Raw genomic sequence first — 26,095 nt, forward strand, 5'->3', positions numbered from 1 at the left:
TCACAAAGTTCAGGTTGTCGAGGTTCTCGTTCGCGGCGAGCTGGAGCAGGCCGCGGGACTCGGGCTCGTCCATTTCGCCGTCGCCCAGGAATGCCCAGACCTGCTGGTCCGAGGTGTCTTTGAGGCCGCGGTTGTGCAGGTACCGGTTGGACTGGGCCTGGTAGATCGCGTTCATCGGGCCGATGCCCATGGACACGGTGGGGAATTCCCAGAAGTCCGGCATGAGGCGCGGGTGCGGGTAGGAGGAGAGCGCGTGGCCTTCCTTGGACTTTTCCTGCCGGAATCCGTCCATGTCCTCTTCGGAGAGCCGGCCTTCCATAAAGGCACGGGCGTACATGCCGGGGGAGGCGTGGCCCTGGAAGAAGACCTGGTCGCCGCCGCCGGGGTGGTCCTTGCCGCGGAAGAAATGGTTGAACCCTACTTCGTACAGGGTGGCGGCGCCGGCGTAGGTGGAGATGTGTCCGCCTACCCCGATGTTCGGCCGCTGCGCCCGGTGCACCATGATGGCGGCATTCCAGCGCATGTACGCCCGGTACCGGCGCTCGAATTCCTCGTTGCCGGGGAACGCCGTTTCCTGGTCCGCCGGGATGGTGTTCACGTAGTCCGTGGTGGTCACCATCGGCACGCCCACGCTCTGGGCGCCGGCGCGCTGCAGCAGGCTGCGCATGATGTATTGGGCACGTTCCGTGCCCTGTTCCCTGATCAGCGCATCCAGGGACTCAACCCATTCGGCGGTCTCTTCCGGATCACGATCAGGCAGCTGGTTTGTCAACCCGCTGAGGATATGGGAGGTCTCTTCTCCTGCAGCCACGTCCAACCTCTCTTTGCGCGCATGCATCGCCGCCCACATGCCGGGCAGGGTGACTGTCCGGCATGAATGCGACGTGTGCGACGTATCGGTTACAACAGCCCGGTCATGTGCGCCGGGCAGGGTCCTAGCACGCCTATGTCTGCCATTGAGTTCCAGGCGGTCGCCCCGCAGGCATAGTTGTCACCAGCCACTCTAGCTGTGACTCCAGCGCGATGCGTAGCCGCGTCTGTGGCGTCCCCGTTGTATTTCGCCGTCATACTGGTTGTGTGACGAAAGCCGCTGCAACGCAGGCTGACTGCGCCGGATGTGATGCAGAATATGGCGGATCTCGGTGGTGGCAGCTTGAAGCGCGGGCACAAAGGGTGTTGGCTGGGAGTAATGGAAATCACTATGCGCATTGCATGTATTAGGCATTGGAGGAACACGTGAGCGAGGCCGACGCCGCCACTTCGGTAAGTGTGGCGGAAAAATTGGGTTTCAAAAATGGGGATCTGATTCAGGAGTTCGGTTACGACGACGACGTCGATTTCGACTTACGTGACGATATTGAGGACCTGACAGGGTCCGAACTCCTGGACGAGGACGACCACGACGTTGTTGACGCCGTCATTTTTTGGTGGCGGGACGGCGACGGGGATCTGATCGATACCCTCATGGATTCCCTGACCACCCTGAGTGAAAACGGGGTTGTCTGGGTGTTGACGCCAAAGTCCGGGCGCACCGGGTACGTGTCGCCGGCGGAGATCCAGGAAGCGGCACCCACCGCGGGCCTGCACCTCACCACCTCCGCAGGTGTGTCGAAGGACTGGAGCGCCACCCGCCTGGTCAGCAGGAAGAACAAGTGACCTCAGCTCTTGCCGTAGTCGGCCAGACTGTTCCGGCGGTGGGGGAACTTGCCCCGGACTTTGAGCTGGTGAACCAGTTCGGAGAACCTGTCCGGTTGTCCTCTTTTCGCGGGCAGAACGTTGTGCTGGTGTTTTATCCGTTTGCATTTTCGGGTGTCTGCACCGGTGAACTCTGTGAAATCCGTGACAACCTGACAGCGTTCGAGGATGCCAGGGCCACGGTCCTGGCAGTGTCCGTGGACAGCAAGTTCAGCCTGCGGGCCTATGCCGAGAAGGAAAGCTACGGCTTTGATCTTCTGGCTGACTTCTGGCCGCACGGCGCCGTCGCCTCCGCCTATGGTGTCTTCGACCCGGAGAGCGGCATGGCGGGGCGCGGGACGTTCATCATCGATGCAGCCGGAACAATCCGCTACGTTGTAGTGAATCCGCGCGGCCAGGCCCGCGAGCTCGCAGACTACCAGGATGCTCTGGCAGGCCTGGAACAGAGCTGACGCCGCATGGACCAGCAGCGGCACGGCATCGGCCTGACGGGCTTCGCCAGCCTGCCGGCCGCTGACCCTGCTGCGCTGGCCAGTGCGGATCTTCAAGGACTGGAGCGCGTCCGGGAGCTGGTGTCCCGCAAACGGCTGGCGCTGCTCACGGGCGCCGGGCTGAGCACCGATTCGGGCATCCCGGATTACCGGGGGCCGAACGCCGTACCACGTTCGCCCATGACATACCAGGAATTTGTACGCGAGGGCGCCAACCGCCAGCGCTACTGGGCACGGAACCACATCGGCTGGTCCAAGTTGCGGCACGCGGATCCAAACCCCGGGCATCGTGCGGCCGCAGAACTGGAGCGGCGGGGCCTGCTCACCGGATTGATCACGCAGAACGTGGACCGGCTCCATGAAGATGCCGGCAGCCGGAATGTCATTGACCTCCACGGACGTTATGACCGGGTGGTTTGTCTGGCTTGCCAGCACACATACACGCGCCACCTGCTGGCGGGGGTCCTCGAAGAACTGAATCCCGGCTTCCTGGCACGCGCCACCACGTCCGGCCTGGTGGAAATGGCGCCCGACGCCGACGCCACAGTTGAGGACTCGGCGCTGATCAGCAGTTTTGTGGTCGCTGCCTGCCCCGCCTGTGGCGGAATGCTCAAGCCTGACTTTGTCTACTTCGGCGAGAACGTGCCCAAGGACCGCGCGGAAGCCGCGTACGCGATGGTGGACGCCGCAGGGGCATTACTTGTTGCCGGATCATCGCTGACCGTGATGAGCGGACTGCGGTTCGTCCGCCACGCGGCGAAGGACGGCAAGCCGGTAGTGATCATCAACAGGGGCGATACACGGGGCGACCAATACGCCACCATCAAGCTCCACGCAGGCGTCAGCGAGGCGCTGACCTGGCTCGCCGCCGAACTCCCCGATCTTGACCCATGACGGGGACGAGGCGTCGATTGGCTTTTCTTCCCGCCCGTCAGGTAGAGTTCATGTTCGTTGGTTGACGCGCTGAGGCGAGAAAAACCGGCCGTTCGGGTCTTTAGCTCAGCTGGTAGAGCGCCACGTTTACACCGTGGATGTCATCGGTTCGATCCCGGTAGGACCCACCATCAAACCCCGTTGTTCCTGGCCAGATTGGCTGGGAACGGCGGGGTTTTTGTTGCCCTGCGCCGTCTTCCGTACTGGGCTCCGCAGGCAGCCAAGAGGTTAACAGTCCGTGCCCTGCTGGCTCAGTTCGGCCAGGGCGCCTTAATTGTCGGTGGCTGTCCCTAGTGTTCCTGCTATGGAATACGTGGTGGTGAAGACGGCCCAGGACGGCAGCCCGACGGCGGTAGTCAGCAACGGCAGGGAATGGGCCGTCGGCGCCGATGCAGTGAGATGGTTTGAGCGTGTGAGCTGGTGGGAGGCGCAGCGCCGTATGCCCAAGGGGCTGGGCCGTGTGGATGTTGAGGTGTTGCAGGTCCAAGTGCGGCTGGGTCACAATCCGCATTCCGCGCTGACCACCATGGTGCTGGAGCGCGACGGACTCGGTGGCGGCTGGAGGCTCAGGGAAGCCGTGGTGGACGTCGCCTGAATCCGGCGGCAGATGCCGAGAGAACATTTGGGCATTGGAAAACCCTCCACCGCGACTATTGGGGGATGCCGCGGTGGAGGGTCTGGAATGAATATACCGTGAACTTCCTGAAACAAACAAATGCCACGCGAAACGTGGTTCCTGGCGCGGCGGACGTAGCCTTTTGTCCGGGCCCTGAAGCGCCGCCAAGCCATTATGATGGTTACTGTTCAGCAGAATGAACGTATCTATGCGACGCGCCCTGGCGTGCCGATCGAAGGAGAATCATGGCCGATTCCCGCACCCCCCGCTCCTCCGAGGGTTTGGGGAGCACGTCGCCCGCGCCGGCGGTCACGCGTGCCGCCGCCGTCATGGACGCGTTGGCAGCCTCTGCTACCGGAAGGCTGACGCTGAGCGACCTGGCCCGCGAGCTGGGAATCCCCAAGTCGTCCACCTCAAACCTGTTGCTGGCGTTGGAAGAAGCCAGGCTTATCAGCCGCCAGGGCGCCGAATTCACGCTGGGCCGCAAGCTCGTGGAACTCGGCGCGGCATATCTGAGCCGGCTTGACGAAGTGCAGGAGTTCTACCGGTTCTGCGAACAGGCGCCGACCCTTTCCGGGGAGACGGTACGCATCGCCATGCTGGACGGAACCAACGTCATCTATCTGGCCCGCTACGAGGGCCATCCGGCGGTCCGCCTGACGTCCAACATCGGCGACAAGATGCCGGTGTCACTATGTGCTGTTGGCAAGGCCCTGATTGCCCGCCTTCACGACCATGACGTCGACGCCATGTTTTCCGATGACGCCGAACTTCCGGTCCTGACCCCGAAGTCCCTCCGCACCGGAGCTGAACTGAAGGCCCAGCTGACCACCATCCGGGAACAGGGCTACGCGTTCGAGGACGAGGAATCTACTACGGGAGTGGTCTGCCTGGCTGTATCGGTGCCCACGCGCGGCGCCCACGGCCCGAGCCTTGGATTGTCAGTCACGGCCCTTAAAGCCACATATTCCGCGGAGCAGGGTGCCCAGATGATCAAGGAACTGAACGAGCTGGCGCGGTCGCTGGGCAACCCCATGGGCTAAGTACTCTGCCCTGACGGGGCTACTTAACGTTCATAGCACCGGTTGTGAACAAAAACTGTCAACCATTTGCTCCGTGTTCAGCTTGCTGTACTCTGTTCAATATAGTGATCGACGCCATGGGGTGTCCTCGCTATCCCACCAGGCCAACGGGGGCCTGGAGTGTTTTTGAGGGAGTTCTTGTGACAACTCGTACTAAATCACCGCAGACTGACATGGACGGCGCCGCCGTCGATCCGGACCAGCTGCGAAGGGCAACTCTTGCCAGTTCTGTAGGCTCCGCACTGGAGTACTACGACTTCTACATCTACGGCCTTGCCTCGGCATTGATCTTTGGACCGCTCTTCTTCTCACCGCTGGGGGAAAGCGGCGCCGTGATCGCCTCGTTCGCCACCTACGGTGTGGGCTTCGCCGCCCGGCCGTTCGGCGGCGTCGTCTTCGGCTACATCGGCGACCGGTTCGGCCGGAAGATGGTCCTGGTCCTGACCATCGGCCTGATGGGCATGGCCAGTTTCGCCATCGGGCTCCTGCCCACCTTCGAACAGGCCGGCATGGTCGGCGCGGTGCTCCTGGTGGCCCTTCGAATCCTCCAGGGCCTGGGTGCCGGTGCCGAGCAGGCAGGCGCCACCACCCTGATTTCAGAAGTGGCCCCGCGCCGGCGTCGTGGTTTCTTTGCCGCACTGCCATTCGTTGGCATCCAGCTGGGCACCCTGCTCGGCGCAGGCACCTTCGCATTGATGGCACTGGCTGACAAAGAGGTGCTGCAGGGCTGGCTGTGGCGCGTTCCGTTCCTGGCCAGCGTCATCCTGATCGCCATCGCGGTCTTTATTCGGCTCCGGCTTAAGGAAACGCCGGTCTTCCAGGAACTGGAAAAGCACAAGGCCGTGGTAAAGAACCCTGTGGTGCAGATCTGGAAGCACTCAAAGAAGAACGTGCTCATCGGCATCGGCCTGCGCATGGGAGAAAACGGAAACTCCTCCATCTACTCCGCCCTCCTGGTGTCCTTCATCAGCCTGCCCGCCGGAGTCTTCGCCGGCGACAAGTTCATCGGCCCCACCGGCCTCCTCATCGCCGCCGGATTCGCAGCGGTCATGGTGGTCACCTTCGGCGCCCTGTCCGACCGCTTCGGCCGCGTACCGGTGTACCGCTACGGCGCCCTCTTCCAGGCCGTCATCGCCCTGCCGGCCTTCTACCTGGTCACGCTCGGCAATGTCACCCTCGTCTGGGTGGTCATGGTGCTGGGCATTTCTCTCGGCGTGCAGTCAATGCTGGGCCCTCAGTGTGCCATGCTCCCGGAACTCTTCGGCTCCCAGCACCGCTTCACGGGTGTAGCGCTGAGCCGTGAACTCTCTGCCGTCCTGGCAGGCGGATTCGCGCCCATGATCGGTGTGGCGCTGCTGGCTGCGACCGGCCACTCCTGGCTCGTTCCCGCGATCTACTCCCTGGTCCTGGCGCTGATCTCCTTCGGCACCACCTTCTTCGCCCCCGAAACCAACGGCCGGGACCTGCTCCTGGTGGAGGATGCCGGCTAGGCACTCCACTGACGCAAAAGGCGGCCTCCCATGCGTGGGGAGGCCGCCTTCCTGCTTTAAAGCGCACTCCGGGTACGCCTTCCCGGTGCCGCCCGGCTGGTTGTTCCCCTGCTGGTTGCCCAGATAACCGCCGACACAAAAGAGCCCCTGCCGTGGATTCCCTTTTCGAGGATCCACGGCAAGGGGCTCTGTGGTTCAGGCCGGCGGCTGTCCCTCAGTAGAAGTGGACCGGGTCTACGAGGTGAGGCAGGTCGCCGCCATTGAGGAACGTTCGCAGGTTGCTGCAGAAGCGGTCCGCGATCAGCCGGTTCTCCGCGGCGCTGAGCGCCGAGGTATGCGGCGACACCATGACTTTGGGGTGGTTCCAGAGCGGGCTGTCCCGGGGGAGCGGTTCCACAGCGAAGACGTCGAGGCAGGCGTAGGAGACCTGGCCGTTGTCCAGGGCCTCCAACAGGGCGTCCTCGTCCACCACGGTGCCGCGGCCCACGTTCACAAACACCGTTCCCGGCTTCATGGCGGCAAACACCTCACGGTTGAACAGCTTTTCCGTGTACGGCGTGCCGGGCAGGGTGTTGACGACGGCGTCTGCCGTGGCGAGCAGCCCGGGCAGACCGTTGTTGCCGGCGACCTGCTCGATTCCTTCGATCGGCTCAACGTTTCGCTTGGTGCCGCTGACCGTCATGCCCAGGGCGCGTGCGATCCGGGCTGTCTCCAGGCCGATTTCGCCCAGGCCGGTCACTACCAGTGTGGAACCGCTGACCAGGCGGGTAGGGGTCCGAAGCTCGGGCCACACCTTGGCGGCCTGGTCCTGGGCCAGCTCGGCGCTGCGCTTGAAGCCGTTGAGGATCCCCAGGGCAGCGAATTCTGCCAGCGGCAGGGCGTGGACGCCGGCTGAGGTTGTCACCTTGAATTTGAGGAGGGTTTCCTGGTCCAGCCCGGAGGCCTTAAGGGCACCGCCGGCGCCGGCGGCCATGGCCTGGACCCACTGGAGCCGAGGATTCTCGAGCGCGATGCGGGCCAGGCCCGCGGGGCTTTCGTTGGGCAAGCCGTACAGAACCTGCGCCTTGTTGAGCATGGCCCAGTACTGCTCCTCCTGCGCAGGCGTGCGTTTGAAGTCCGGATCCCCGGAGTGGTCGGCCGGAAAACGCTCGGGCGGAAGCAGCTCCGGCTCATAGAGGACGGTTACGGAGGGGTCTACGGCGCGGATGCGCTCCACCAGCTCTGCTTCGAGCGGGACGGCGATCGCGACGGTGGTTAGAGTCGTCATAGTGTTCATCATACTGAATAGAGGCTAGGATATTGGACAGATTTCCCTTCATTAACCACACAACGATGTGAGTCGAGGCCTATTTATGGAAGACAGAACAGCGGGCTTTGTAGGCCTGGGGCTGATGGGCCTGCCGATGGCGACCAATCTGGTCCGCGCCGGCTGGGCGGTTACCGCCTGGAACCGGTCCGAGGGACCCCTGCAGGAGTTTGTGGCGCAGGGTGGCTGCTCCGCGCCGGACGTTGCATCCCTGCGGGACCTGCCAATCATCGCCTTTATGCTCCCGGACCTTTCCTTCATAGAAGAGGCATCGGCGGGGCTGCTGACGAGCTGGGACGAAAATCCGCCGCAGCCCCGCACTGCCGTGGTGGTCACAAGCTCAGTCTCACCGGCAAAGGTCCAGGCCTTCGGGCGCCGCGTACGCGAGGCAAGCCAGGGACGCGCCACCGTGGTGGACGCCCCGGTCAGCGGCGGCACCAAGGGCGCGACCGACGGGACACTGGCGATCATGGCCGGCTGTGCCGCGGACGAGTTCCGGCAGCTCGAGCCCTTCTTCAACGCGATGGGAACCACCGTCAGGCGCATGGGCCCGCTGGGCGCAGGGTCGCTCGCCAAGGCCTGCAACCAGCTCATTGTAGGAACCACGACGGCGGCACTAGCCGAAGCGGCCGAGCTCGCCGAGCGCTCCGGGATGGATCCGGCAGCGCTTTTCGATGTCCTGTCCGGTGGCCTTGCGGGCAGCCGCGTGCTGGAGAACGTGGGACCGCGTTTGGTTCGGAAGGGCTACACACCCACAGGTCCGGCGAAGTTCATGCATAAGGACCTGTCCTTTGTGCTCGAATCAGCCTGGGCGTCCGGCGCTGCCGTGCCGATGGCGACTGCCGGCGTCGAACTTTACGCCGAACTCAAGCGCCAGGGCCTTGGCGATCAGGATCTTGCCGTGGTCCGCCAGGCCATTTCGAATCTGAGCGACAACACCAATATCGCGGAACCTGCGGAGACCGCAACGAAAGGGACAGCTGCACCATGAGTACTCTTTTTGATTTGACGGGGCGGGTTGCCTTGGTGACGGGTTCGAGTCGGGGGATTGGTAATGCGTTGGCGCGGGCGTTGGCTGGGGCCGGGGCGACGGTGGTGCTGAACGGGATTAATGCGGAGCGGTTGAAGGCGGCGGAGGTGGTGATGGCCGCGGATTTTGCCCCGGGGCGGGTGCATAGTGTCGCGTTTGATGTTACGAGTGATGCCGAGGCTGCGCGGGGTATTTTGTGGGTGGAGGAGCATGTGGGGCCGTTGCAGATCCTGGTGAATAATGCCGGGATCCAGCATCGGGTGCCGATGCTGGAGCTTGATGTCGCGGATTGGGAGCGGGTGATCAGGACGGATCTGACGAGCGCGTTCCTGGTGGGGCGTGAGGCCGCGCGGCACATGATCCCGCGCGGGAGGGGCAAGATCATCAATATCTGTTCGGTGCAGACGGACCTGGCACGGCCCACGATCGCCCCGTATGTGGCGGCGAAGGGCGGGTTGCGGAACCTGACCCGGGCGATGACGGCGGAGTGGGCGGGCTCGGGGCTGCAGATCAACGGGATCGCCCCGGGTTACATCCATACCGAGATGACGCAGAACCTGGTGGACGATGAGCAGTTCAATGCCTGGATCCTGGGCCGGACCCCGGCGCATCGGTGGGGCACGGTCCAGGACCTGGCGGGCCCTGCGGTGTGGCTGGCCTCGGACGGGTCGGACTTTGTGAACGGGCAGACGATCTTCATCGACGGCGGAATGACGGTGGTGGTCTGATGGGCACTGGAATAGTGGCTCAGGGGACCGAAGCAACAGTGCTGCCGGTGTCGGGTCCGGCGGTGGTGGCGTACGCAGCCGGGGACCTGCGGGTCGAGGAGGTCCCGGTGGGTGTGCCCGGCCCGGGCGAGGCCGTGGTGGAGGTTGCGTATGGCGGGATCTGCGGGTCGGACCTGCATTACTGGCTCCATGGCGCGGCGGGGGAGTCGGTCCTGAAGGCGCCGATGGTGCTCGGGCATGAGATTTCCGGGACCGTGGTAGCGGCCGCGGCGGACGGGACCGGCCCGGGTGTGGGGACCGCGGTCGCGGTCCACCCGGCCACCCCGGGACCCGGTGCGGGGGATGTGCGGTGGCCGGCGGACCGGCCCAACCTGTCCCCGGGGTGTACGTATTTGGGCAGTGCGGCGCGGTTTCCGCACACCGACGGTGCGTTCGCCCGGTATGTGAACCTGCCGTCCCGGATGCTGCGGGCGCTCCCGGCGGGCGTGGACCTGCGGACCGCGGCCCTGATCGAGCCGGCCGCCGTGGCCTGGCACGCCGTCGCGAGGGCCGGGGACGTCGCGGGCAAGAGTGTGCTGGTGATCGGGTGCGGCCCGATCGGGACGCTGGCCGTCGCGGTCCTGAAACGTGCCGGCGCGGGACGGATCACCGCCGTCGACGTTCATACCAAACCGTTGGAGATCGCCGCCGTGGTCGGCGCGGATCAGACCCTGCAGGCCGGGGACACGGACGCGATCGCCGCGGTACAGGCCGATGTGGTGATTGAGTCCTCGGGCAGCCACCACGGCCTGGCCTCAGCCATCCAGGGCGCGGGGCGCGGCGGGACCGTGGTCATGGTCGGGCTGCTGCCCACCGGACCCCAGCCGGTGCTGATTTCCCTGGCCATCACCCGGGAACTGGACCTGCGCGGATCCTTCCGCTTCACCAACGAGATCGACGACGTCATCACCGCCCTCGCCGACGGCACCCTCCACATCAACCCCGTCATCACCCACGAATACCCCCTCAACCACGGACTCGAAGCCTTCGAAACCGCCAGGAACTCCGCCGAATCAGGAAAAGTCCTCCTCAACTTCCAACCCGAATAACGCGATATAGGAAGTGCTGGTCTCGGGGCCGGTTCCGGGTGAGGTCAGTTCCGGCGCACCGGGATAAACACCCGGGGCTGGTCCGTCCAGGTTCCGGACAGCCGGGAGGTGGTGCGGCGCATGATCTGTTCGGACGCGTCCCGGGCCGTGGCGGCGTCCCCGGCGGCGACCGCTTCGGCCAGATCGACGTGCCACTGGAGCGCCCCCTCGTGGGGGTGGTCCGGCATCAGTCCATGGACCGTGCGTCCCGTCAGGGTCTCTGCCACCTGCCCCATCAGGTTGGCAAACATTTCGTTGCCCGAGCCGGAAAGCAGGACCGAATGAAAAGCGATGTCCAGCTCCAGGAACTTCTGCGCGTCCCCGGAGTGGCCGGCGTCGCGCAGCGCGTGGGCGATATCCACCAGCTCCCGCCGCAGCTGCGCCGGGGCATTGTTCGCTGCCAGCTCGGCCGCGGCGGGCTCGACGGCGGAACGCAGTTCGATCAGTGACCGCAGCTGGGCGCCGCGGGCGTCGCTGGACAGCCGCCAGCGGATGACCTGGGAGTCGAAGGGGTTCCAGCGGCTCGGCGGCAGCACGCGGATACCTACCCGCTTGGTGGTTTCCACGAGGCCCAGGGACTGCAGAACCCGCACGGCCTCGCGGACCACGGACCGCGAAACCTTCAGCTCTTCCTCAAGGTGCTCGGCCAGCATGATGTGTCCGGTAGGCAGCTCGCCCGTGATGATCCGGGTGCCAAGGTTCTCAATGGCACGGTGGTGCAGGCTGGTCGACATGGACTCAAGCCTAAACTGGGATTGACTGGCCACGTTCCACAAAGTGGGCACCGCTTCCCTCAAGCCGATTGAATATATATGCTTTATTAGGATCCATCGGTTCGTGACAGCGTGCTTCGCAGCGAACGCGGAGCCATCTGCACATCCATTGCACAACGAAATTGGAGTTTTGATGTCTGCACACATCGGTGTCACCGGCCTTGCGGTGATGGGCGCCAACCTGGCCCGCAACCTGGCCCGCAACGGCTTCACTGTTGCCCTGCACAACAGGTCGGTCGAAAAGACTGACGCTTTGCTCGCAAAGCACGGCACGGACGGCGACTTCGTCCGCACCGAAACGTTGCAGGAGCTTGTTGACTCCCTGGAGAAGCCCCGCCGCGTCCTGATCATGGTCAAGGCCGGCAAGCCGGTTGACTCGGTCATCGAGCAGCTTGAACCTCTCCTGGAAGCTGGCGACATCATCATCGACGCCGGAAACTCCCACTACGAGGACACCCGCCGCCGCGAAGCCGCGCTGGCGAAGAAGGACCTGCACTTCGTCGGCATCGGCGTCTCCGGCGGTGAGGAAGGAGCCCTGAACGGCCCGTCCATCATGCCCGGTGGTTCCAAGGAGTCCTACGACGCCCTCGGTCCGCTGCTCGAAAAGATCGCCGCGCACGTGGACGGCAAGCCCTGCTGCGCATGGATCGGCACCGACGGCGCCGGCCACTTCGTCAAGATGGTCCACAACGGCATCGAATACGCCGACATGCAGGTCATCGGCGAAGCCTTCGACCTCCTCCGCTCCGGCGCCGGCATCGAGCCCGCCGACCAGGCCAAGATCTTCGAAGAATGGAACAAGGGCGAACTCGCCTCCTTCCTGATCGAAATCTCCGCCGAGGTCCTGGGCCACGTTGACACCCGCACCGGCAAGCCGTTTGTGGACGTTGTGGTGGATGCCGCCGGCCAGAAGGGCACCGGACGCTGGACGGTCATCTCCGCGCTGGAGCTGGGCTCCCCGACGTCGGGCATCGCCGAGTCGGTCTTCGCCCGTGCCCTGTCATCGCAGACCGAGCAGCGCAAGATCGCCCAGGAACTCCTCGCCGGCGAGGAAATCGCCGTCGACGTTCCGGACACCTTTGTTGAGGACGTACGCCAGGCGCTCTACGCGTCCAAGCTGGTTTCCTACGCCCAGGGCCTGGACATGCTGACCTCAGCAGCAAAGGAATACGGCTGGGACCTCAAGCTGGACGAGATCGCTTCGCTGTGGCGCGGCGGCTGCATCATCCGTGCAGAACTGCTCAAGGAAATCACCAAGGCCTACGCCGCAGAAGACAAGCCGGCCAATCTGCTGTTCGCCCCGGCGTTCACCAAGGCCATCGCCGATGTCCTGCCGGCATGGCGCCGTGTTGTCTCCACCGCCGTCCAGCTCGGCATCCCCGTGCCGGTCTTCTCCTCGTCACTGGCCTACTACGACGGCCTGCGCCGCAAGCGCCTGCCGGCCGCAGTGATCCAGGGCCAGCGCGACCTTTTCGGCGCGCACACCTACGGCCGTGTCGACGCCGAGGGCACGTTCCACACCCTGTGGGGCGAGGACAAGTCCGAAATCGAAGCAGTGGACACGCACTAGTCACCACGCTCTGATTGCATCAAGCTGCAAACCCTGCGGCCGGCAGTTCCCGGATATTCTGGGTGCTGCCGGCCGTTGGCGTTTCCGGCAGTTGTGGTGTCCGTCCATCCAAGGAGTCAGAATGCCCAAGCCAGTCGCATTAGTTACGGGAGCATCCACGGGTATCGGCTTCGAGGCGGCGAAAAAGCTCAGCAGCCACGGTTTCATCGTCTATGCCGGCGCCCGCCGGGTGGACAGGATGGAGCCGCTGAAGGTGCTGGGCGTCCAGGTCCTGGCACTGGACGTGACGGACGACGATTCGATGCGTGCCGCCGTCGGCCGTGTCCTGGAAGAGCGCGGGCGGATTGATGTCCTGGTCAACAACGCCGGATACGGGTCTTACGGGGCGCTGGAACAGGTGGACCTGGCCGAGGGCCGGCGCCAATTCGAGGTGAACGTCTTTGGCCTCGCCAGGATGACGCAGCTGGTCCTGCCGGCCATGCGGAGTGCGGGACGGGGCAGGATCATCAACATCTCGTCCATCGGCGGAAAATTCTACGAACCCCTCGGCGCTTGGTACCACGCCACGAAGTTCGCCGTTGAGGGCATGAGCGATGCACTGCGGCTGGAACTCAAGCCGCACGGCGTCGAGGTAGCCATCATCGAACCGGCAAGTACGCTCAGCGAGTGGGGCCGGATTTCCGCTGACGGGCTGCTGGCCAGCAGCGGCGAGGGGCCGTATGCCGCACAGGCACGGCACATGGCGCACGTCCTGGCCTCCACGGACAGGCCTGAAACGTCCACGCAGCCGGCGGTGATTGCGGCGGCTGTCCTGCACGCGGCCACGGCCGCCCGTCCCCGCACCCGGTACCCGGTGGGCAGGGGAGCGGCGGCCATTCTTGGCCTTCGGCGCGTCCTGCCGGACCGGCTCTATGATGCAGTGGTCACGGCAGTCCTGAAGCGTGTCGCCGGGTAAGGCTGCAGTGACGGATCAGATCCGGTATTCGATGTCGTACTCGGCCGGATCCACGGCGGGCTTGGTTTCGCGCTGGGCATCACGGTGGCGCCACTTGGCCGGCACGCCGGTCACAATCGATTCCGGCGGCGCGTCCTTGACCACCACGGCGTTGGCGCCCACGGCGCTGTCCCGGCCGATGGTGATAGGTCCCAGGACCTTGGCTCCGGCGCCGATGGTGACCCGGTCCTCGATGGTGGGATGGCGCTTGACCTTGGCCAGCGAGCGGCCGCCCAGCGTGACGCCGTGATAAATCATCACGTCTTCGCCGATCTCGGCGGTTTCGCCGATGACCACACCCATGCCGTGGTCGATGAAGAAACGCCGGCCGATCGTGGCGCCGGGATGGATCTCGATTCCGGTCAGGAAGCGGCCCAGCTGCGACACCAGCCGCGCCGGGAACCGCAGTCCCGGGGTTTGCCACATATGGTGCGTCAGCCGGTGGATCCAGATGGCATGCAGCCCGGAATAGGCGAAAAAGTTCTCAAAAGAACCTCGAGCCGCCGGGTCGTGTGACCGGGCGGCGTCGAGATCTTCCTTCAGTCTTGCGAAAAAGCCCACAAAGTTCTTTCTACAGGAAACGGGGCGACAACGGGCTGATCAGCCGCGGATGTCGTCATAGAGCACGGTGGAGATGTAACGCTCACCGAAGTCGCAGACAACCGCGACGATCAGCTTGCCGGCATTCTCCGGACGCTTGGCCAGTTCCAGGGCCCCCCAGACGATGGCACCGGAGGAGATGCCGCCGAGGATGCCTTCTTTGACGCCGAGTTCACGGGCGACCCGGACGGAGTCCTCCAGGGTGGCATCCAGGACTTCGTCGTAGACGTTGGTGTCCAGGATTTCCGGGATGAAGTTCGCGCCGATGCCCTGGATCTTGTGCGGCCCGGGAGCGCCGCCGTTCAGGATGGCGGAGTCCTTCGGTTCGATGGCGACAATCTGGACCTCAGGATTGCGCTCCTTCAGAACCTGGCCGACGCCGGTGACGGTTCCGCCGGTGCCGATTCCGGCGACGAAGATGTCCACCTTGCCGTCGGTGTCGGACCAGATTTCCTCGGCGGTGGTGGTGCGGTGGATCTCAGGGTTGGCCTCGTTGGCGAACTGCTGGGCCCAGATGGAGTTTTCCGTGTTGGCCACGATTTCCTGGGCCTTTTCCACGGCGCCGCGCATGCCCTCGGAACCCGGGGTCAGGACAATCTCGGCGCCGAACGCCCGCAGCATAACGCGGCGTTCGGTGGACATGGTCTCGGGCATGGTCAGGATGACCTTGTAACCGCGGGCCGCACCCACCATGGCAAGGGCGATGCCGGTGTTGCCGGAGGTGCCTTCAACGATGGTGCCGCCGGGCTTGAGGGCGCCCGACTTCTCGGCGGCGTCAACGATGGCCACTCCGATGCGGTCCTTGACGCTGTTGGCCGGGTTGTAGAACTCAAGCTTGACCGCCACAGTCGCGCCCAGGCCCTCGGTTAACCGGTTCAGGCGGACCAGCGGAGTGCCGCCGACCAACTGCGTTACATCGTCATAGATCCGTGCCATGTAGATATGCCTATCTCTCAAGTGTGAATGCTGAGGTCAGCCTAACGATGGCTGAGCGGGCGCTGCTAAGCATTAAGCCACGCAGAGTAATATTTCCTGGCCTTGGCGAGCTTGGGATTGATGATCACCTGGCAGTATCCCTGCTCGGGATACTTGGCGTAGTAGTCCTGGTGAAAGTCCTCCGCGACATGGAAGCGGGGGAGCCGGCTGACCTCCGTAACGATCGGATGGGACCAGAGAGCCTGGTTCCGGTCGATCGCCTCCTCGAACAGGATCTTCTCTTCGGTGGTCTCATAGAACATTGACGACCGGTACTGCGTGCCCACGTCGTACCCCTGGCGATTGAGCGTTGTGGGATCGTGCAGCGCGAAGAACATGTCCAGGATGACCTCAGCCGGGATGACGGATTCGTCGAAAGTGACCGCCACGACTTCAGCGTGGCCAGTGGTTCCGCCACAGACGGAGTAGTAGTCCGGCTGAGGGTCATGGCCGCCCGTGTACCCGGAAATCACCGACGTGACCCCTTTGGTTATTTGGTAGACGGCGTCGAGGCACCAGAAGCAGCCCCCGCCAAGAACAAAAGTTTTCATGACCTCTTCAATGGTTGAGCGCGCCAGATGATTCCCTGACCACCCTACGAGAGTTTGAAATATGCGGGGCAAACGGACCGATGGGGTAAAACTGAGACTATGGAACCTGCAGACATCGGCGTCAGAGATGCGGACAAGCACGACGACGGCACCCTTACCGGGGCGGACGCTGCAGCGGCTGGTCCGGCTGCTCCCACGCTGGGGCAGGTGCTGCTGGCGGTTGAGGAACTCTGGCCCGAGTCGCTGGCCGAAAACTGGGACGAAGTGGGGCTGGTGGCCGGGCACCCGTCAGCGCCCGTGACAAGGGTGATGTTCGCCGTTGATCCGACGCTTACGGTGATCGAGGAAGCCGTGGAATGGGGTGCCGAGCTCCTGATTACCCATCACCCGTTGCTCCTCAAAGGCGTCACGTCCGTGGCGGCCACCACTGCCAAAGGGCAGGCTATCCACCGCCTTATCGAGTCCGGAACCGCACTGCTGACCGTCCATACCAACGGTGATTCCGCCGTCGGGGGCGTTTCCGACGTCCTGGCCGATGCGCTGGGACTTGAGGGCGTTGTCCCGCTGACGGTGGCCGCGAACGGACTGCCCGAGGAAGGCATCGGACGTGTGGGTGATCTGGCGGACGTGATGAGCCTGGGCGATTTCGCTGCCCGGGTGTTCGGCATCCTGCCGTCGGTGGCCGGCGGAGTCCGTGTGTCCGGGGACAAGGACGGGCTGGTGCGGCGCATTGCGGTGTGCGGGGGCGCGGGGGATTCGCTGTTCAATGAGGTGCGGGCCAACAACGCCGACGTCTATGTCACCGCCGACCTCCGCCATCATCCGGCGTCCGAAGCCCGTGAAGCGGCAGTGAACGGCCGGCCCTACCTGATTGACGTTTCGCACTTTGCCAGCGAATGGCTGTGGCTGCCTGCTGCGGCGTCGGCGCTGGGCAATGTGCTAGCCGATCAGGGCCACGACGTCGAGATCCAGGTAAGCACCACCAACAGCGATCCGTGGGACTTCATTCTGACTCCGGGCTAAGCCGTGCGGGCGAGGGGCCCCAGGCGAGCTAGCGAGGCAGGGGAGCACGCCAGGCGCTAGAGTCTATAAAGCGCCGATACGGTGCCCGGCTTCGGCCGGATTGGATTTAGCGGAGGTAAATAGTGGCCAAGGCAGCACCGGCGGAACAGTTGAAGTTGCTCGAACTGCAGGGGCTGGACGCAAAGCTCAGGTCCCTGTCCAACCGCCGCCGCGCCCTGGAAACCGATCCCCGGATCGAGGACCTGCAATCGGCCCTGTCCGTCGCCAACGGCGAACTCGGCGCTGCCAAGATGGCCGTCCACGACGCCGAAGCCGAGCTGAAGCGCGCCGAGGCCGACGTCGAGCAGGTCGCCTCCCGCATCGAACGCGACGAAGCGCGGCTCAACAGCGGGACGGGGCTGTCAAAGGACCTGGTGGCCCTGCAGAAGGACATCGCGTCCCTCAACAAGCGCCGCTCCGACCTTGAAGACGTGGAGCTGGAAGTCCTGGAACGCCTGGATTCGCTGCGCGAGCGTCAGGCTGCCCAGCAGCTCATCGTGGATAACGTCCAGGGCTCCTTCGGCGGCATCCGCGCCGAACTCGATGAAGCCCTGGCCGAAGTGGCTGCTGAAGCGACCATTGTCCGCGGCAAGCGCGCCGCGTTCGCTGAAGGACTCGATGCCGGGATGCTGGCTATCTACGAAAAGACGCTGGCAAAGCGGGGCGTGGGCGCCGCCCGGTTGTTCCACGGCACCTCTGAGGCCTCCGGAATGAAGCTGAGTCCCGGGGACCTCGCCGAGATCAAGGCCGCCTCCGAAGACGACATTGTGTTCTGCCCGGATTCGGGTGCCATCCTGGTGCGCTCCGCTGAGTGGAACACTCCCGCCCCAGCTAACTAACAGCCCATATGGGGCGCTCTAACTGCCGTTGTGAACGCTCAGAGCGACTGTTTGTGCTACCGGGTTGGGCAGGATGATGTTCAGGGCATGCGGTTTCCGCACTGAACCATCCACCAGCTCGGCGTCCCATTTTTCGCGCGTGGCCTTCAGTAGCTGCCCCGGAGTCAGCGGGGCATTGCCGCGCCGGGCCAGCAGGTGCCGCGCCAGCTCGCCGCGGGTGTGCTTGGCGAAGTGGCTGACCACCTTGCGCACGCCATTGACCTCAGTAAAAACATTGACGGCCACCGTCTGAGCCGGCGGCGGTGTCCAGGCGGCGGCATAGGTGCTGGAGCGGCAGTCCACGAGCAGATGCCCGGACGCCGACTCCGCGAGGGCCGCCGAAATCTGAGGCTTCCAGAACGAGGCGAGGCGGCCGACGTCGGGCAGTGCCGTTCCCATCGACAGCCGGTAGGCGGGCACACTGTCCGCGAAGCGGATGGCGCCCCATAGCGCCGAGATCACCAGCACGGATACATCGGCCTTCCGCCGCTGCGTCGGCGTCAGGGTTTTGTAGCCGAGGGCGTCGTACAGAACGCCGGAATAGATCTGGTGTGCCGGGGCGGCCGGTTCGGCGTGGAGCCGGGTGTTGCGTTCGACGTCGTCCTGCAGCGATGCGCCGACGCCCAGCAGCGCGAGGGCATCCTCATGTGCGCTGACCGTCCCCAGCGCCTCCAGGACTTTGGCCCGATAGGTGTTGAGTTCGGGAAAGCTCAGTGACGGCCAGTCGACGGCGGATCCGCGGACTGCGGGGGTCTTGCCTTCGGAGGGGGGAAGCAGAATCAGCACCGTACGATCTTACCGGCGACGGCGTGGCCTCCTGCCGGCGGTAGACTGGGCTGCGGATGGGTTGACCAGGCGGCCGCGCGTCACGCAAGTGGCTCGAGGAACGTCCGGGCTCCGCAGGGCAGGGTGGTGGGTAACGCCCACTCGGGGTAACCCGCAGGCCAGTGCCACAGAGAACAGACCGCCTGCGTCTTCCGGCAACGGAAGCTCAACAGGTAAGGGTGAAACGGTGGTGTAAGAGACCACCAGCTTCCCGGGTGACCGGGAAGGCTAGGTAAACCCCACCCGGAGCAAGGCCAGACAGGACACGTTTGAGGGCTGCCCGCCCGAGTGTCCGGGTAGGCCGCTGGAGGGCGTCGGCAACGGCGTCCGTAGATGGATGGCCGCTACTCCCGCGCTGGTAACGGCACGGGAGCACAGAACCCGGCGTATCGGTCAACCCATCCAACACCTCCCGCCGGGCACGGACCCGCCCCGTATGTGAGTGATTTCACGCTGGTGGCGGCGGTCCGCCGGTCTGCTCCAGCCTAGAATGGAGAGCGAACGTAGGAGTTCTGCCGCCGGGTCTGCGTTCGCAGCCGGTGGCTTTTCTTTGCGCTTCTCCACGGCACCCGGGATGGACCGCATCCTGCCGGTGCCAGAGCCCCTGGACATCATCAGGTGGCCGCCAACCGCGTACGACGACGTATGCGGCTGAACCGAGGAAGGTAGTTCTGTGAGCCAGACGTCAGATTCTTGTCTTGATACGTGGATGGGCCGGGAGGCTCTCGCCGAGGCCATGATTCCGGTGATTGGCCGGCTGTACCGCGAAAACAACGTGGTGACCAGCATTCATGGCCGGAGCCTGATCAACAAATCCACCATGAACATCCTCAAGGCGCACCGGTTCGCCCGCCGCATGAGCAACACCGAGCTCCTGCTCGAAGAGACCGCACCGCTGCTGAACATCCTGGCTCAGCTGGAGCTGGGTGCGGCGGCCATCGACGTCGCCCGACTGGCGGAGAAGTTCAAGGCGGAAGGCGACGGCGCCACCCTGGAAGAGTTCCTCCGCGCCGAGCTTGCCGAGGTAGTTGGCAAGCGTGGTGGCGATGACCGCACCAGCACCGACGTTGTGCTGTACGGTTTTGGCCGGATCGGCCGCCTGCTGGCGCGCCTCCTGATCGAAAAGGCCGGTGGCGGCCACGGCCTGCGCCTGCGCGCCATCGTGGTGCGCCGCGGCTCGGACAAGGACCTCACCAAGCGCGCCAGCCTCCTGCGCCGCGACTCGGTCCACGGTTCCTTCGAGGGAACCATCCGGGTGGATGAGGCTGCCAACACCATTACGGCGAACGGTGTACAGGTCCAGGTCATCTACTCGGACAATCCTGCCACGATCGACTACACCGCCTACGGCATCCACAACGCCCTGGTGGTGGACAACACGGGCCGCTGGCGCGACGCCGAAGGCCTGTCCCAGCACCTGCAGAGCAAGGGCGTTGCGCGGGTTCTCCTGACGGCGCCGGGCAAGGGCGACCTGAAGAACATCGTGCACGGTATTAACCACCGCAGCATCGAGGACACGGACCAGATCGTGTCCGCAGCGTCCTGCACCACGAACGCCATCACCCCGGTCCTGAAGGCCATCAACGACAAGTTCGGCGTGATCCACGGGCACGTTGAAACCGTCCACTCCTTCACCAACGACCAGAACCTGATCGACAACTTCCACAAGGGCGACCGCCGCGGCCGCTCCGCCGCGCTGAACATGGTTATCACCGAAACCGGAGCGGCCACTGCTGTGGCGAAGGCGCTGCCCGAGCTGCTGGGCAAGCTCACCGGCAGCTCAATCCGCGTCCCCACACCGGACGTTTCGCTGGCCATTCTGAACCTGAGCCTGGAGAGCGGAACCACCAAGGATGAGGTGAACGACTATCTGCGCCAGATGTCCCTGCATTCGGACCTCCGCAAGCAGATTGACTACATCGATTCGCCCGAGGTTGTTTCCACGGACTTTGTTGGCTCACGCCGTGCCGGCATCGTGGACGGCCTCGCCACCATCTCCAACGGCAAGAACCTGATTCTTTACGTCTGGTACGACAATGAATTCGGTTACAGCTGCCAGGTAGTCCGGGTTATGGAAGAGATGGCCGGAGTCAACCCGCCGGCGTTCCCCGCCAAGGAAGCCGCTGCGGCGTTGGCAGCAATCGCCGTCTAGGCCGGTTGCCGGGCTGGCCGCCCGACATTCCCGGCTGATTTGCTGGAATCAGCCGGGAATCGGGATCACACTGGTGGCATGGATAACGAAACTCTCCACGAGACCACCCTTGAACACGCCCTCGACGTCGCCAAGGCCAACCACAAAGAAGCGATCCGGCTCCTGGACCAGGCGCGCAGGTCCCGGGCTTCCGGCGATGTCGGTGACGACCGGGTGCGGCAGCTCGAAGGGCTCCTCCAGGTTGCCGAAGAAGACCTGCGCCGTGTAGCCCGGGAGCAATAGCCGGCCTCAGCAGTGGGCGGGATGCCCGGTCCACTTGTCCTCCCCGTTGTGGATAACCGCTTGGGTGTCGGTGGGGTGACCTAGGCTCTTTTGGTGCGTTACATTTCCGGTAGAGCTGATTACCCATGACCGTCAGCTGGCGTGCCTACCGCAGCGCCCGCCGCCGCTCGAGGCAGGCCTGGGTCCTGCTGGCCGTGCTGACCCTGGCTGCAGCCGGCTCCGCGGGATGGTTTTTCACTGCGGGCCAGTTCGCAGCGGCGGAACCAGCCATCGCAGGGCCCAGTGAGGCGCCCGTTTTCGACGGGACCTGGATGAAGCCCGTGGTGCCGGTCCACGCTGTGCCGCAGGGGAGTGCCCTGGACGCCCTTGAGGGGCTGCCCGTCAAGGGCAGGGCTCCCAGGGACAACTACCAGCGGGAGGCCTTCGGGCAGGCCTGGCTGGACGTGGACCGGAACGGCTGCGACACCCGCAACGACATCCTTCGCAGGGATTTGACCGCCGTGGGCTTCACGGAGGGGTCCAAATGCAGGGTAGCGTCGGGTGCCATCCAGGAGCCGTACACGGGGAAAGCCGTGGAGTTCCGGCGCGGTGCGGAAAGCAGCAAGGAAATCCAGATCGACCACGTTGTGGCGCTCGGAGACGCGTGGCAGAAAGGCGCACAGGGGCTGAATTCGCAGCAGCGCCAGAGCCTGGCCAACGATCCGCTGAACCTCATCGCCGCGGACGGTCCCGCCAACCAGCAGAAGAGCGCAAGCGACGCTGCTACCTGGCTGCCAAAGAACAAGAACTTCCGCTGCCACTATGTTGCCCGCCAGATCTCGGTGAAGGCGTCCTATGAACTGTGGGTCACGCAGCCGGAGAAGGACGCGATGAAGCGCGTCCTGGACTCCTGCCCGGACCAGCCAACCATCAGCGCCCGTTAATGCGTCGGCTCAGTGGCCGAACGGGTCCGGATCCACGCCGGGCATCCAGGTCAGCCCGGGCACGCCCCAGCCGCTCTTCCTGGCCAGTTTCATGGCCTTCCGTGCATAGCGGTCCATCAGCCGGTTGACGTAAAGCTTTCCGTCCAGGTGGTCGTACTCGTGCTGGATCACCCGGGCGAACCATCCCGTCGCTTCGAACTCAACGGGCTGCCCGTAGCCGTCAAAGCCTTCCACCCTCGCCCACTCTGCACGCTTGAGCGGGTAGGCGCCGCCGGGGAAGGAGAGGCAGCCCTCTTCCTCTTCTTCGGGGTCCGGCAGTGCGCCAGAGATCTTGGACAGGGTCAGCACCGGGTTAACCAGGACTCCGATGGGCGGGGCGCCGTCGTCATTGGCGTACTTGTAAACGAAAATTCTCTTGCCAACTCCAACCTGCGGCGCGGCCAGGCCGACGCCGTTGGCAGCATCGTTGGTTTCAAGCATGTCCGCGATCAGGGTGCGCAGCCCGTCGTCGAACACCTCCACCTCAGCGGCGCGGCGGTGCAGCACCGGTTCTCCCCAGACGGTGATTGGCAGAACTGTCATCTCAGGCGGCCCTTCGTGCGTGCGGCGTGACGCCGGCGTTTATGCAAAAAAATGGAGGCCGTACCGGATATCCGGTACGGCCTCCAACTGAACAGCATTTACTGCCGCCCTATGAGGGTGAGCTACGGGGGTTGAACCCGCGACCTCCTGGACCACAACCAGGCGCTCTGCCAACTGAGCTAAGCCCACCATGTGCCCACAGATTCCCGGACATCCGGTGCTCTGGAAAGGCAACTCAAATAGCTTACCTGCTGGCGAAGGCTGCTTGTGCCACTTTTAGGGTTTTTGCGAAAAATTCCACCAAATGTGGTGCAGATTACTCTTCTGGGGTACCTGTGCCAGGCGTGGCAGTGATGCGCTGGGCGACTTTGCGGGCAGTGGCGCTGTCAGGTCCGGGAGCCGGAACAAAAACCGACTCGCGGTAGTAGCGGAGCTCGTCGATGGAATCCTGGATGTCCCCCAGGGCGCGGTGCCCGCCCCTCTTGGCGGGGGACTGGAAGTAAGCCCGGGCGAACCAGCGGCGGGAGAGTTCCTTGATGGTGCTCACATCGATCACGCGGTAGTGGAGGTGCTCCACAACGGCCGGCATGTCGCGGGAGAGGAAGACGCGGTCTGTCCCCACGGAGTTGCCGCCCAGCGGTGCCTTGCGCGGGTCCGGCACCCACTTTTCGATGTACTCCATCACGGCGGCTTCGGCCTCGGCCATGGTCTTGCCGTGCGGCAGTTCCTTGAGCAGCCCGGACCGGGTGTGCATATCCCTGACGAAGTCGTTCATCTGGGCGAGGGCAGCGTCCTCGGGCTTGATCACCACGTCCACACCGTCCCCGAGAATGTTGAGCTCTGAGTCCGTCACCAGCGCCGCCACCTCGATCAGGGCGTCGTTCTTGATGTCCAGGCCGGTCATTTCGCAGTCGATCCAGACGATGCGTTCGTTAGATATAGGCACCGGACCAGCCTACCGTTTAGCTCCGGCGCAACCGTCCGATGCTAGGATTTCGGGTACATGGGGGCGAGGATTTTGCCGCTGTGATGTGCCTGCGCGACCCGGGCTGCCACTGCCGCCCCGCGGGGTTGGAGCGCCGAGTGTAAAGAGATTGGACGATCCTGAGATGACGGCGCCTGTGCCTGCAACGGGGGAGATGGCCGCCAGCGTGATCCTGGAGCCTGCAGAGGCAGAAGTGGATAACGCAAGGTCCCCCATTCTTGCCGGTCTTGTCGGCTCGGTCCTGATGGTGCTCGGATCCCTCGGCGTCGGCTGGCTGGCTCCCGTTTCCGAACTCCGCCGGGTACCGATCTTTATCTGGATGCGCACGGAGGCCATCGGTGTTGCCCTGGCGATCGTGCTGGTCGCGGTGGGCGGCATGCTCCTGGTCCGCTCCTGGCTAAGGCTCGGCCAACGGATCCGCGTGTGGGGGCCGGCCGCGCGAAAGGCAACGCTGCAGGCCATCGCAGCATGGGGCCTGCCGTTGATGTTCACCGTCCCGCTTTTCAGCCGCGACGTGTATGCCTACATTGGTCAGGGCAGGCTGATGGTGGAGGGATTCAACCCCTACGAAAACGGCATCTCGGCGCTGTCCAACTATTTCCAGCTTGGCGCCGACAAACAGTGGACTGAAGCTCCCGTGCCGTACGGCCAGCTGTTTCTGTGGATTGAGCAGTTTGTGGTCTGGTCCACCAACGTCCAGCCCGAGGCCAGCGTGATGCTTTTCAGGCTCGTTGCGCTGTTCGGCGTGGTCCTCTGCGTTATCTATGTGCCCAAGCTGGCCGAGCTTCACGGCGTCAACCCACACCGCGCAGTGTGGCTCACCGCCGCCAACCCGCTGTTCCTCACCAACTTCATCGCCAGCGTCCACAACGATGCCCTCATGATCGGGTTGGCCCTCGCCGGACTGTATTACGCGGCCACCAGGCGCGTGGTGCTGGGTATAGTCCTGGTCACCCTTTCCATCGCCGTCAAGCCCATCACCATCGTTTTCCTGCCGTTCATCGGCCTGATCTGGGCAGGCAAGAACGCCGGCTGGCCGCGGAAATTCATGTTCTGGGGACTGACAGGAGGGCTCAGCCTTGCCATTCTGTATGGCCTGAGCCTGGTCAATGGGTTCGGTTTCGGCTGGATCAACGGGCTGTCGGCCCCAGGCAGCCTCTTTATCTGGTACGCGCCGGTGGGCTTGGTGGGGCTCATGGTCGCTTCGGTTTCGAATGCCTTCGGCCTCGACGGGTGGACGCTCGCAGACTGGGTGTTCGACGCCGGCAAACTACTTGCCGTAGGCGTCGTCGCCTTCCAGATCTTCAAGGGTGAGCATAACCGCCTGATCCGCCGCCTCACTTTGGGCTTTGCGGCCATTGTGGTGCTGGCCCCGATGATCCAGGCCTGGTACGTGGTGTGGCTCATCCCGCTGTTTGCGGTGACAGGCATCCGCAATGACTGGCAGGTCAAAGCCTTGTACTTCATCGTGTCGTTCTTCATGATCTACGCCATTTCCGACCAGCTGGAGGTATTTCCCTACCTCCAGACGGAGGATCTGGGACTGGCCCTCGTCCTGGCCCGCTTCGCGGCCGCGATAACGGGCCTGCTCTTTGCCATGTACCTGATCTTCATGGATCCGGACACCAAACGGCTTTTCCGGAAGTCGGCCGAGCCGGTGACCGAACGCCCCGTCATTTAGTCTCCGCAGGCACCGTTATCCGGAGCCGGTGACTCCCGGCGTCGTGCCCTCTTCCAGGTGCCGCATTGCTTCCTGCCGGGACAGCGGACTCAATTGGGTTCCCTTTATCATGACGAAATTGCATACCCACAACTGCGAGGTGATGGCCGACCGCCTGATCCAGAAGTCCTGGTCGGTGCTCCAGGCCAGCAGCAATTCGGTCATCATTGGCCGGTGTGCCTGAAGAAGCCCGCCGATACGATCCGATACCCCGTCCACGAAGTCCCACCACTTACCGGTGCGGATGATCTCCTCGTAGACAGGGAGCATCAGCTGGTCACGAGCCACCAACCGCAGGCCGGTCAGGTCAATGGCCGCATAGCGCCCCCGCGCACCGTGGAGCCGCGCCACAGCTCCAGCACCGTTGCCCTCAGCTCGCCCGCCGAGGTAAAGGGATGGGCGGCGGCAGCGGCCTTCACCAGGCGCCTGACCTCCGGGACCCTGACGCCCAATGACGGTGTAAGCCTGCGCTCCGGCGGCCCGCTCCGGGTCGGTCAGCTCCCGCAGCGCCGCACGTACGGTGTCCAGCAACGCGCGGTTCGGAGTCTCCGTGGCCCGAGCCTCCATGTCCGAAGGATCCTTGCCCAGCGTTTCCTCATGCGGCGATGATCCGTCCATGGTGCAACTGTAGCGAGGCGCCAGTGACATGCCGGCCGGTCCATCCGCTGTGGGACGGCTTTAGAGTGGGACCAGACATATGCACGTTCCCTTGGGCCGTGCCACCC

The 26,095-nt window shown here is 64.3% G+C and carries 26 protein-coding genes, 2 tRNA genes, 1 other RNA gene and 1 pseudogene; 19 read left to right on the top strand and 11 right to left on the bottom strand.

The annotated features are described in order from the left end of the window. Window positions 1-838, bottom strand: a pseudogene (locus DAD99_RS16780) (pyruvate dehydrogenase (acetyl-transferring), homodimeric type); the annotation flags it as partial. A 398-nt stretch (window positions 839-1,236) separates the two neighbouring features. Between DAD99_RS16780 and DAD99_RS16785 the strand changes: the two are divergent. The 7 genes from DAD99_RS16785 (at window position 1,237) to DAD99_RS16815 (ending at window position 6,307) form a co-directional block, all read left to right on the top strand. Further along, on the top strand, window positions 1,237-1,656 hold the full coding sequence (locus DAD99_RS16785; RefSeq protein ID WP_193342438.1) for a DUF3052 domain-containing protein: 420 nt from the start codon (window positions 1,237-1,239) through the stop codon (window positions 1,654-1,656). Then, complete coding sequence (locus tag DAD99_RS16790; protein ID WP_193342439.1) at window positions 1,653-2,147, top strand: peroxiredoxin; 495 nt, start codon at window positions 1,653-1,655, stop codon at window positions 2,145-2,147. Before DAD99_RS16785 ends, DAD99_RS16790 begins: the two co-directional genes overlap by 4 nt. A 6-nt stretch (window positions 2,148-2,153) precedes the next feature. Then, window positions 2,154-3,080 carry an NAD-dependent protein deacetylase gene (locus tag DAD99_RS16795; RefSeq protein WP_193342440.1) on the top strand — a complete coding sequence of 309 codons (927 nt, stop codon included), beginning with the start codon at window positions 2,154-2,156 and terminating at the stop codon, window positions 3,078-3,080. Window positions 3,081-3,174: 94 nt separating this feature from the next. Beyond that, window positions 3,175-3,250, top strand: a tRNA-Val gene (locus DAD99_RS16800). Between the two features lie 173 nt (window positions 3,251-3,423). After that, window positions 3,424-3,714, top strand: coding sequence for a hypothetical protein (locus tag DAD99_RS16805; protein WP_185260812.1), 291 nt, complete (start codon window positions 3,424-3,426; stop codon window positions 3,712-3,714). Between the two features lie 266 nt (window positions 3,715-3,980). Next, a complete protein-coding gene (locus DAD99_RS16810) occupies window positions 3,981-4,778 on the top strand; it encodes an IclR family transcriptional regulator (RefSeq protein WP_193342441.1) in 798 nt (265 codons plus the stop codon). A gap of 212 nt (window positions 4,779-4,990) precedes the next feature. Then, window positions 4,991-6,307: an MFS transporter gene (locus DAD99_RS16815; RefSeq protein ID WP_193342495.1), complete on the top strand. Its 1,317-nt coding sequence runs from the start codon at window positions 4,991-4,993 to the stop codon at window positions 6,305-6,307. A gap of 214 nt (window positions 6,308-6,521) precedes the next feature. Here DAD99_RS16815 and DAD99_RS16820 read toward each other — a convergent pair whose 3' ends face one another. After that, on the bottom strand, window positions 6,522-7,586 hold the full coding sequence (locus tag DAD99_RS16820) for a D-2-hydroxyacid dehydrogenase (RefSeq protein ID WP_193342442.1): 1,065 nt from the start codon (window positions 7,584-7,586) through the stop codon (window positions 6,522-6,524). A gap of 73 nt (window positions 7,587-7,659) precedes the next feature. Between DAD99_RS16820 and DAD99_RS16825 the strand changes: the two genes are divergently transcribed. Genes DAD99_RS16825 through DAD99_RS16835 form a run of 3 tightly spaced genes read left to right on the top strand, consistent with a single transcriptional unit; the run spans window position 7,660 to window position 10,459 of the window. After that, a complete protein-coding gene (locus DAD99_RS16825; RefSeq protein WP_193342443.1) occupies window positions 7,660-8,604 on the top strand; it encodes an NAD(P)-dependent oxidoreductase in 945 nt (314 codons plus the stop codon). Continuing rightward, window positions 8,601-9,371: an SDR family oxidoreductase gene (locus tag DAD99_RS16830; protein WP_193342444.1), complete on the top strand. Its 771-nt coding sequence runs from the start codon at window positions 8,601-8,603 to the stop codon at window positions 9,369-9,371. The genes DAD99_RS16825 and DAD99_RS16830 overlap by 4 nt, the downstream gene beginning before the upstream one ends. Beyond that, complete coding sequence (locus tag DAD99_RS16835) at window positions 9,371-10,459, top strand: L-idonate 5-dehydrogenase (protein ID WP_193342445.1); 1,089 nt, start codon at window positions 9,371-9,373, stop codon at window positions 10,457-10,459. The genes DAD99_RS16830 and DAD99_RS16835 overlap by 1 nt, the downstream gene beginning before the upstream one ends. A gap of 44 nt (window positions 10,460-10,503) precedes the next feature. On the opposite strand, the gene DAD99_RS16840 is transcribed toward DAD99_RS16835, so the two are convergent. Then, a complete protein-coding gene (locus DAD99_RS16840; RefSeq protein ID WP_056340687.1) occupies window positions 10,504-11,232 on the bottom strand; it encodes a FadR/GntR family transcriptional regulator in 729 nt (242 codons plus the stop codon). Between the two features lie 172 nt (window positions 11,233-11,404). Here DAD99_RS16840 and gndA point away from each other — a divergent pair, with 172 nt between their 5' ends. Together gndA and DAD99_RS16850 are read left to right on the top strand one after the other, a co-directional pair. Beyond that, window positions 11,405-12,841, top strand: a complete 1,437-nt coding sequence (gndA, locus tag DAD99_RS16845) for an NADP-dependent phosphogluconate dehydrogenase (RefSeq protein ID WP_193342446.1) — start codon at window positions 11,405-11,407, stop codon at window positions 12,839-12,841. Window positions 12,842-12,962: 121 nt separating this feature from the next. Continuing rightward, a complete protein-coding gene (locus tag DAD99_RS16850) occupies window positions 12,963-13,796 on the top strand; it encodes an oxidoreductase (protein WP_185260804.1) in 834 nt (277 codons plus the stop codon). A gap of 15 nt (window positions 13,797-13,811) precedes the next feature. Here DAD99_RS16850 and epsC read toward each other — a convergent pair whose 3' ends face one another. The 3 genes from epsC to msrA all read right to left on the bottom strand — a co-directional run bounded on the left by epsC (window position 13,812) and on the right by msrA (window position 15,961). Beyond that, a complete protein-coding gene (gene epsC, locus DAD99_RS16855) occupies window positions 13,812-14,396 on the bottom strand; it encodes a serine O-acetyltransferase EpsC (RefSeq protein ID WP_185260803.1) in 585 nt (194 codons plus the stop codon). A 39-nt stretch (window positions 14,397-14,435) separates the two neighbouring features. After that, window positions 14,436-15,371, bottom strand: coding sequence for a cysteine synthase A (gene cysK / locus DAD99_RS16860; RefSeq protein ID WP_185263766.1), 936 nt, complete (start codon window positions 15,369-15,371; stop codon window positions 14,436-14,438). 65 nt (window positions 15,372-15,436) lie between these two features. Further along, window positions 15,437-15,961 (bottom strand): peptide-methionine (S)-S-oxide reductase MsrA, encoded by a 525-nt coding sequence (gene msrA, locus DAD99_RS16865; RefSeq protein ID WP_185260802.1) that lies wholly within the window; start codon window positions 15,959-15,961, stop codon window positions 15,437-15,439. 99 nt (window positions 15,962-16,060) lie between these two features. On the opposite strand from msrA, the gene DAD99_RS16870 reads away from it, so the two are divergent. Both DAD99_RS16870 and DAD99_RS16875 read left to right on the top strand, forming a co-directional pair. Further along, window positions 16,061-16,984, top strand: a complete 924-nt coding sequence (locus DAD99_RS16870) for a Nif3-like dinuclear metal center hexameric protein (RefSeq protein ID WP_185260801.1) — start codon at window positions 16,061-16,063, stop codon at window positions 16,982-16,984. A 122-nt stretch (window positions 16,985-17,106) separates the two neighbouring features. Then, entirely contained in the window at window positions 17,107-17,862 is a 756-nt protein-coding gene (locus DAD99_RS16875) for a zinc ribbon domain-containing protein (RefSeq protein WP_185260800.1), read from the top strand. Window positions 17,863-17,880: 18 nt separating this feature from the next. Here the strand turns inward: DAD99_RS16875 and DAD99_RS16880 are convergent, their stop codons facing one another. Beyond that, entirely contained in the window at window positions 17,881-18,687 is an 807-nt protein-coding gene (locus DAD99_RS16880; protein ID WP_193342447.1) for a YaaA family protein, read from the bottom strand. 57 nt (window positions 18,688-18,744) lie between these two features. On the opposite strand from DAD99_RS16880, the gene rnpB reads away from it, so the two are divergent. From rnpB to DAD99_RS16900, 4 genes are all read left to right on the top strand, one after another. Beyond that, an RNA gene (rnpB, locus tag DAD99_RS16885) (RNase P RNA component class A) lies at window positions 18,745-19,131 on the top strand. Between the two features lie 268 nt (window positions 19,132-19,399). Then, window positions 19,400-20,878 carry a glyceraldehyde-3-phosphate dehydrogenase gene (locus DAD99_RS16890; RefSeq protein ID WP_193342448.1) on the top strand — a complete coding sequence of 493 codons (1,479 nt, stop codon included), beginning with the start codon at window positions 19,400-19,402 and terminating at the stop codon, window positions 20,876-20,878. 78 nt (window positions 20,879-20,956) lie between these two features. Next, a complete protein-coding gene (locus tag DAD99_RS16895) occupies window positions 20,957-21,160 on the top strand; it encodes a hypothetical protein (protein ID WP_193342449.1) in 204 nt (67 codons plus the stop codon). Window positions 21,161-21,285: 125 nt separating this feature from the next. Then, the gene (locus tag DAD99_RS16900; RefSeq protein ID WP_193342450.1) at window positions 21,286-22,083 is read left to right on the top strand and encodes an HNH endonuclease family protein; all 798 of its coding nucleotides are present in this window, start codon (window positions 21,286-21,288) and stop codon (window positions 22,081-22,083) included. A 9-nt stretch (window positions 22,084-22,092) separates the two neighbouring features. Here the strand turns inward: DAD99_RS16900 and def are convergent, their stop codons facing one another. The 3 genes from def to orn all read right to left on the bottom strand — a co-directional run bounded on the left by def (window position 22,093) and on the right by orn (window position 23,611). Next, on the bottom strand, window positions 22,093-22,665 hold the full coding sequence (gene def / locus DAD99_RS16905) for a peptide deformylase (RefSeq protein ID WP_185260795.1): 573 nt from the start codon (window positions 22,663-22,665) through the stop codon (window positions 22,093-22,095). Between the two features lie 116 nt (window positions 22,666-22,781). Further along, window positions 22,782-22,854: transfer RNA gene (locus tag DAD99_RS16910), tRNA-His, on the bottom strand. Window positions 22,855-22,981: 127 nt separating this feature from the next. Then, window positions 22,982-23,611, bottom strand: a complete 630-nt coding sequence (gene orn / locus DAD99_RS16915) for an oligoribonuclease (protein ID WP_185260794.1) — start codon at window positions 23,609-23,611, stop codon at window positions 22,982-22,984. A 163-nt stretch (window positions 23,612-23,774) separates the two neighbouring features. Between orn and mptB the strand changes: the two genes are divergently transcribed. Then, entirely contained in the window at window positions 23,775-25,331 is a 1,557-nt protein-coding gene (mptB, locus tag DAD99_RS16920; RefSeq protein ID WP_185260793.1) for a polyprenol phosphomannose-dependent alpha 1,6 mannosyltransferase MptB, read from the top strand. A gap of 15 nt (window positions 25,332-25,346) precedes the next feature. Here the strand turns inward: mptB and DAD99_RS16925 are convergent, their stop codons facing one another. After that, window positions 25,347-25,988, bottom strand: a complete 642-nt coding sequence (locus DAD99_RS16925; RefSeq protein ID WP_309233344.1) for a DNA alkylation repair protein — start codon at window positions 25,986-25,988, stop codon at window positions 25,347-25,349. Between the last annotated feature and the right edge of the window lie 107 nt (window positions 25,989-26,095).

Origin of the sequence: Pseudarthrobacter sp. AB1, from assembly GCF_014926485.1 — a bacterium.
In the GTDB taxonomy this organism is placed as follows: Bacteria; Actinomycetota; Actinomycetes; order Actinomycetales; family Micrococcaceae; genus Arthrobacter.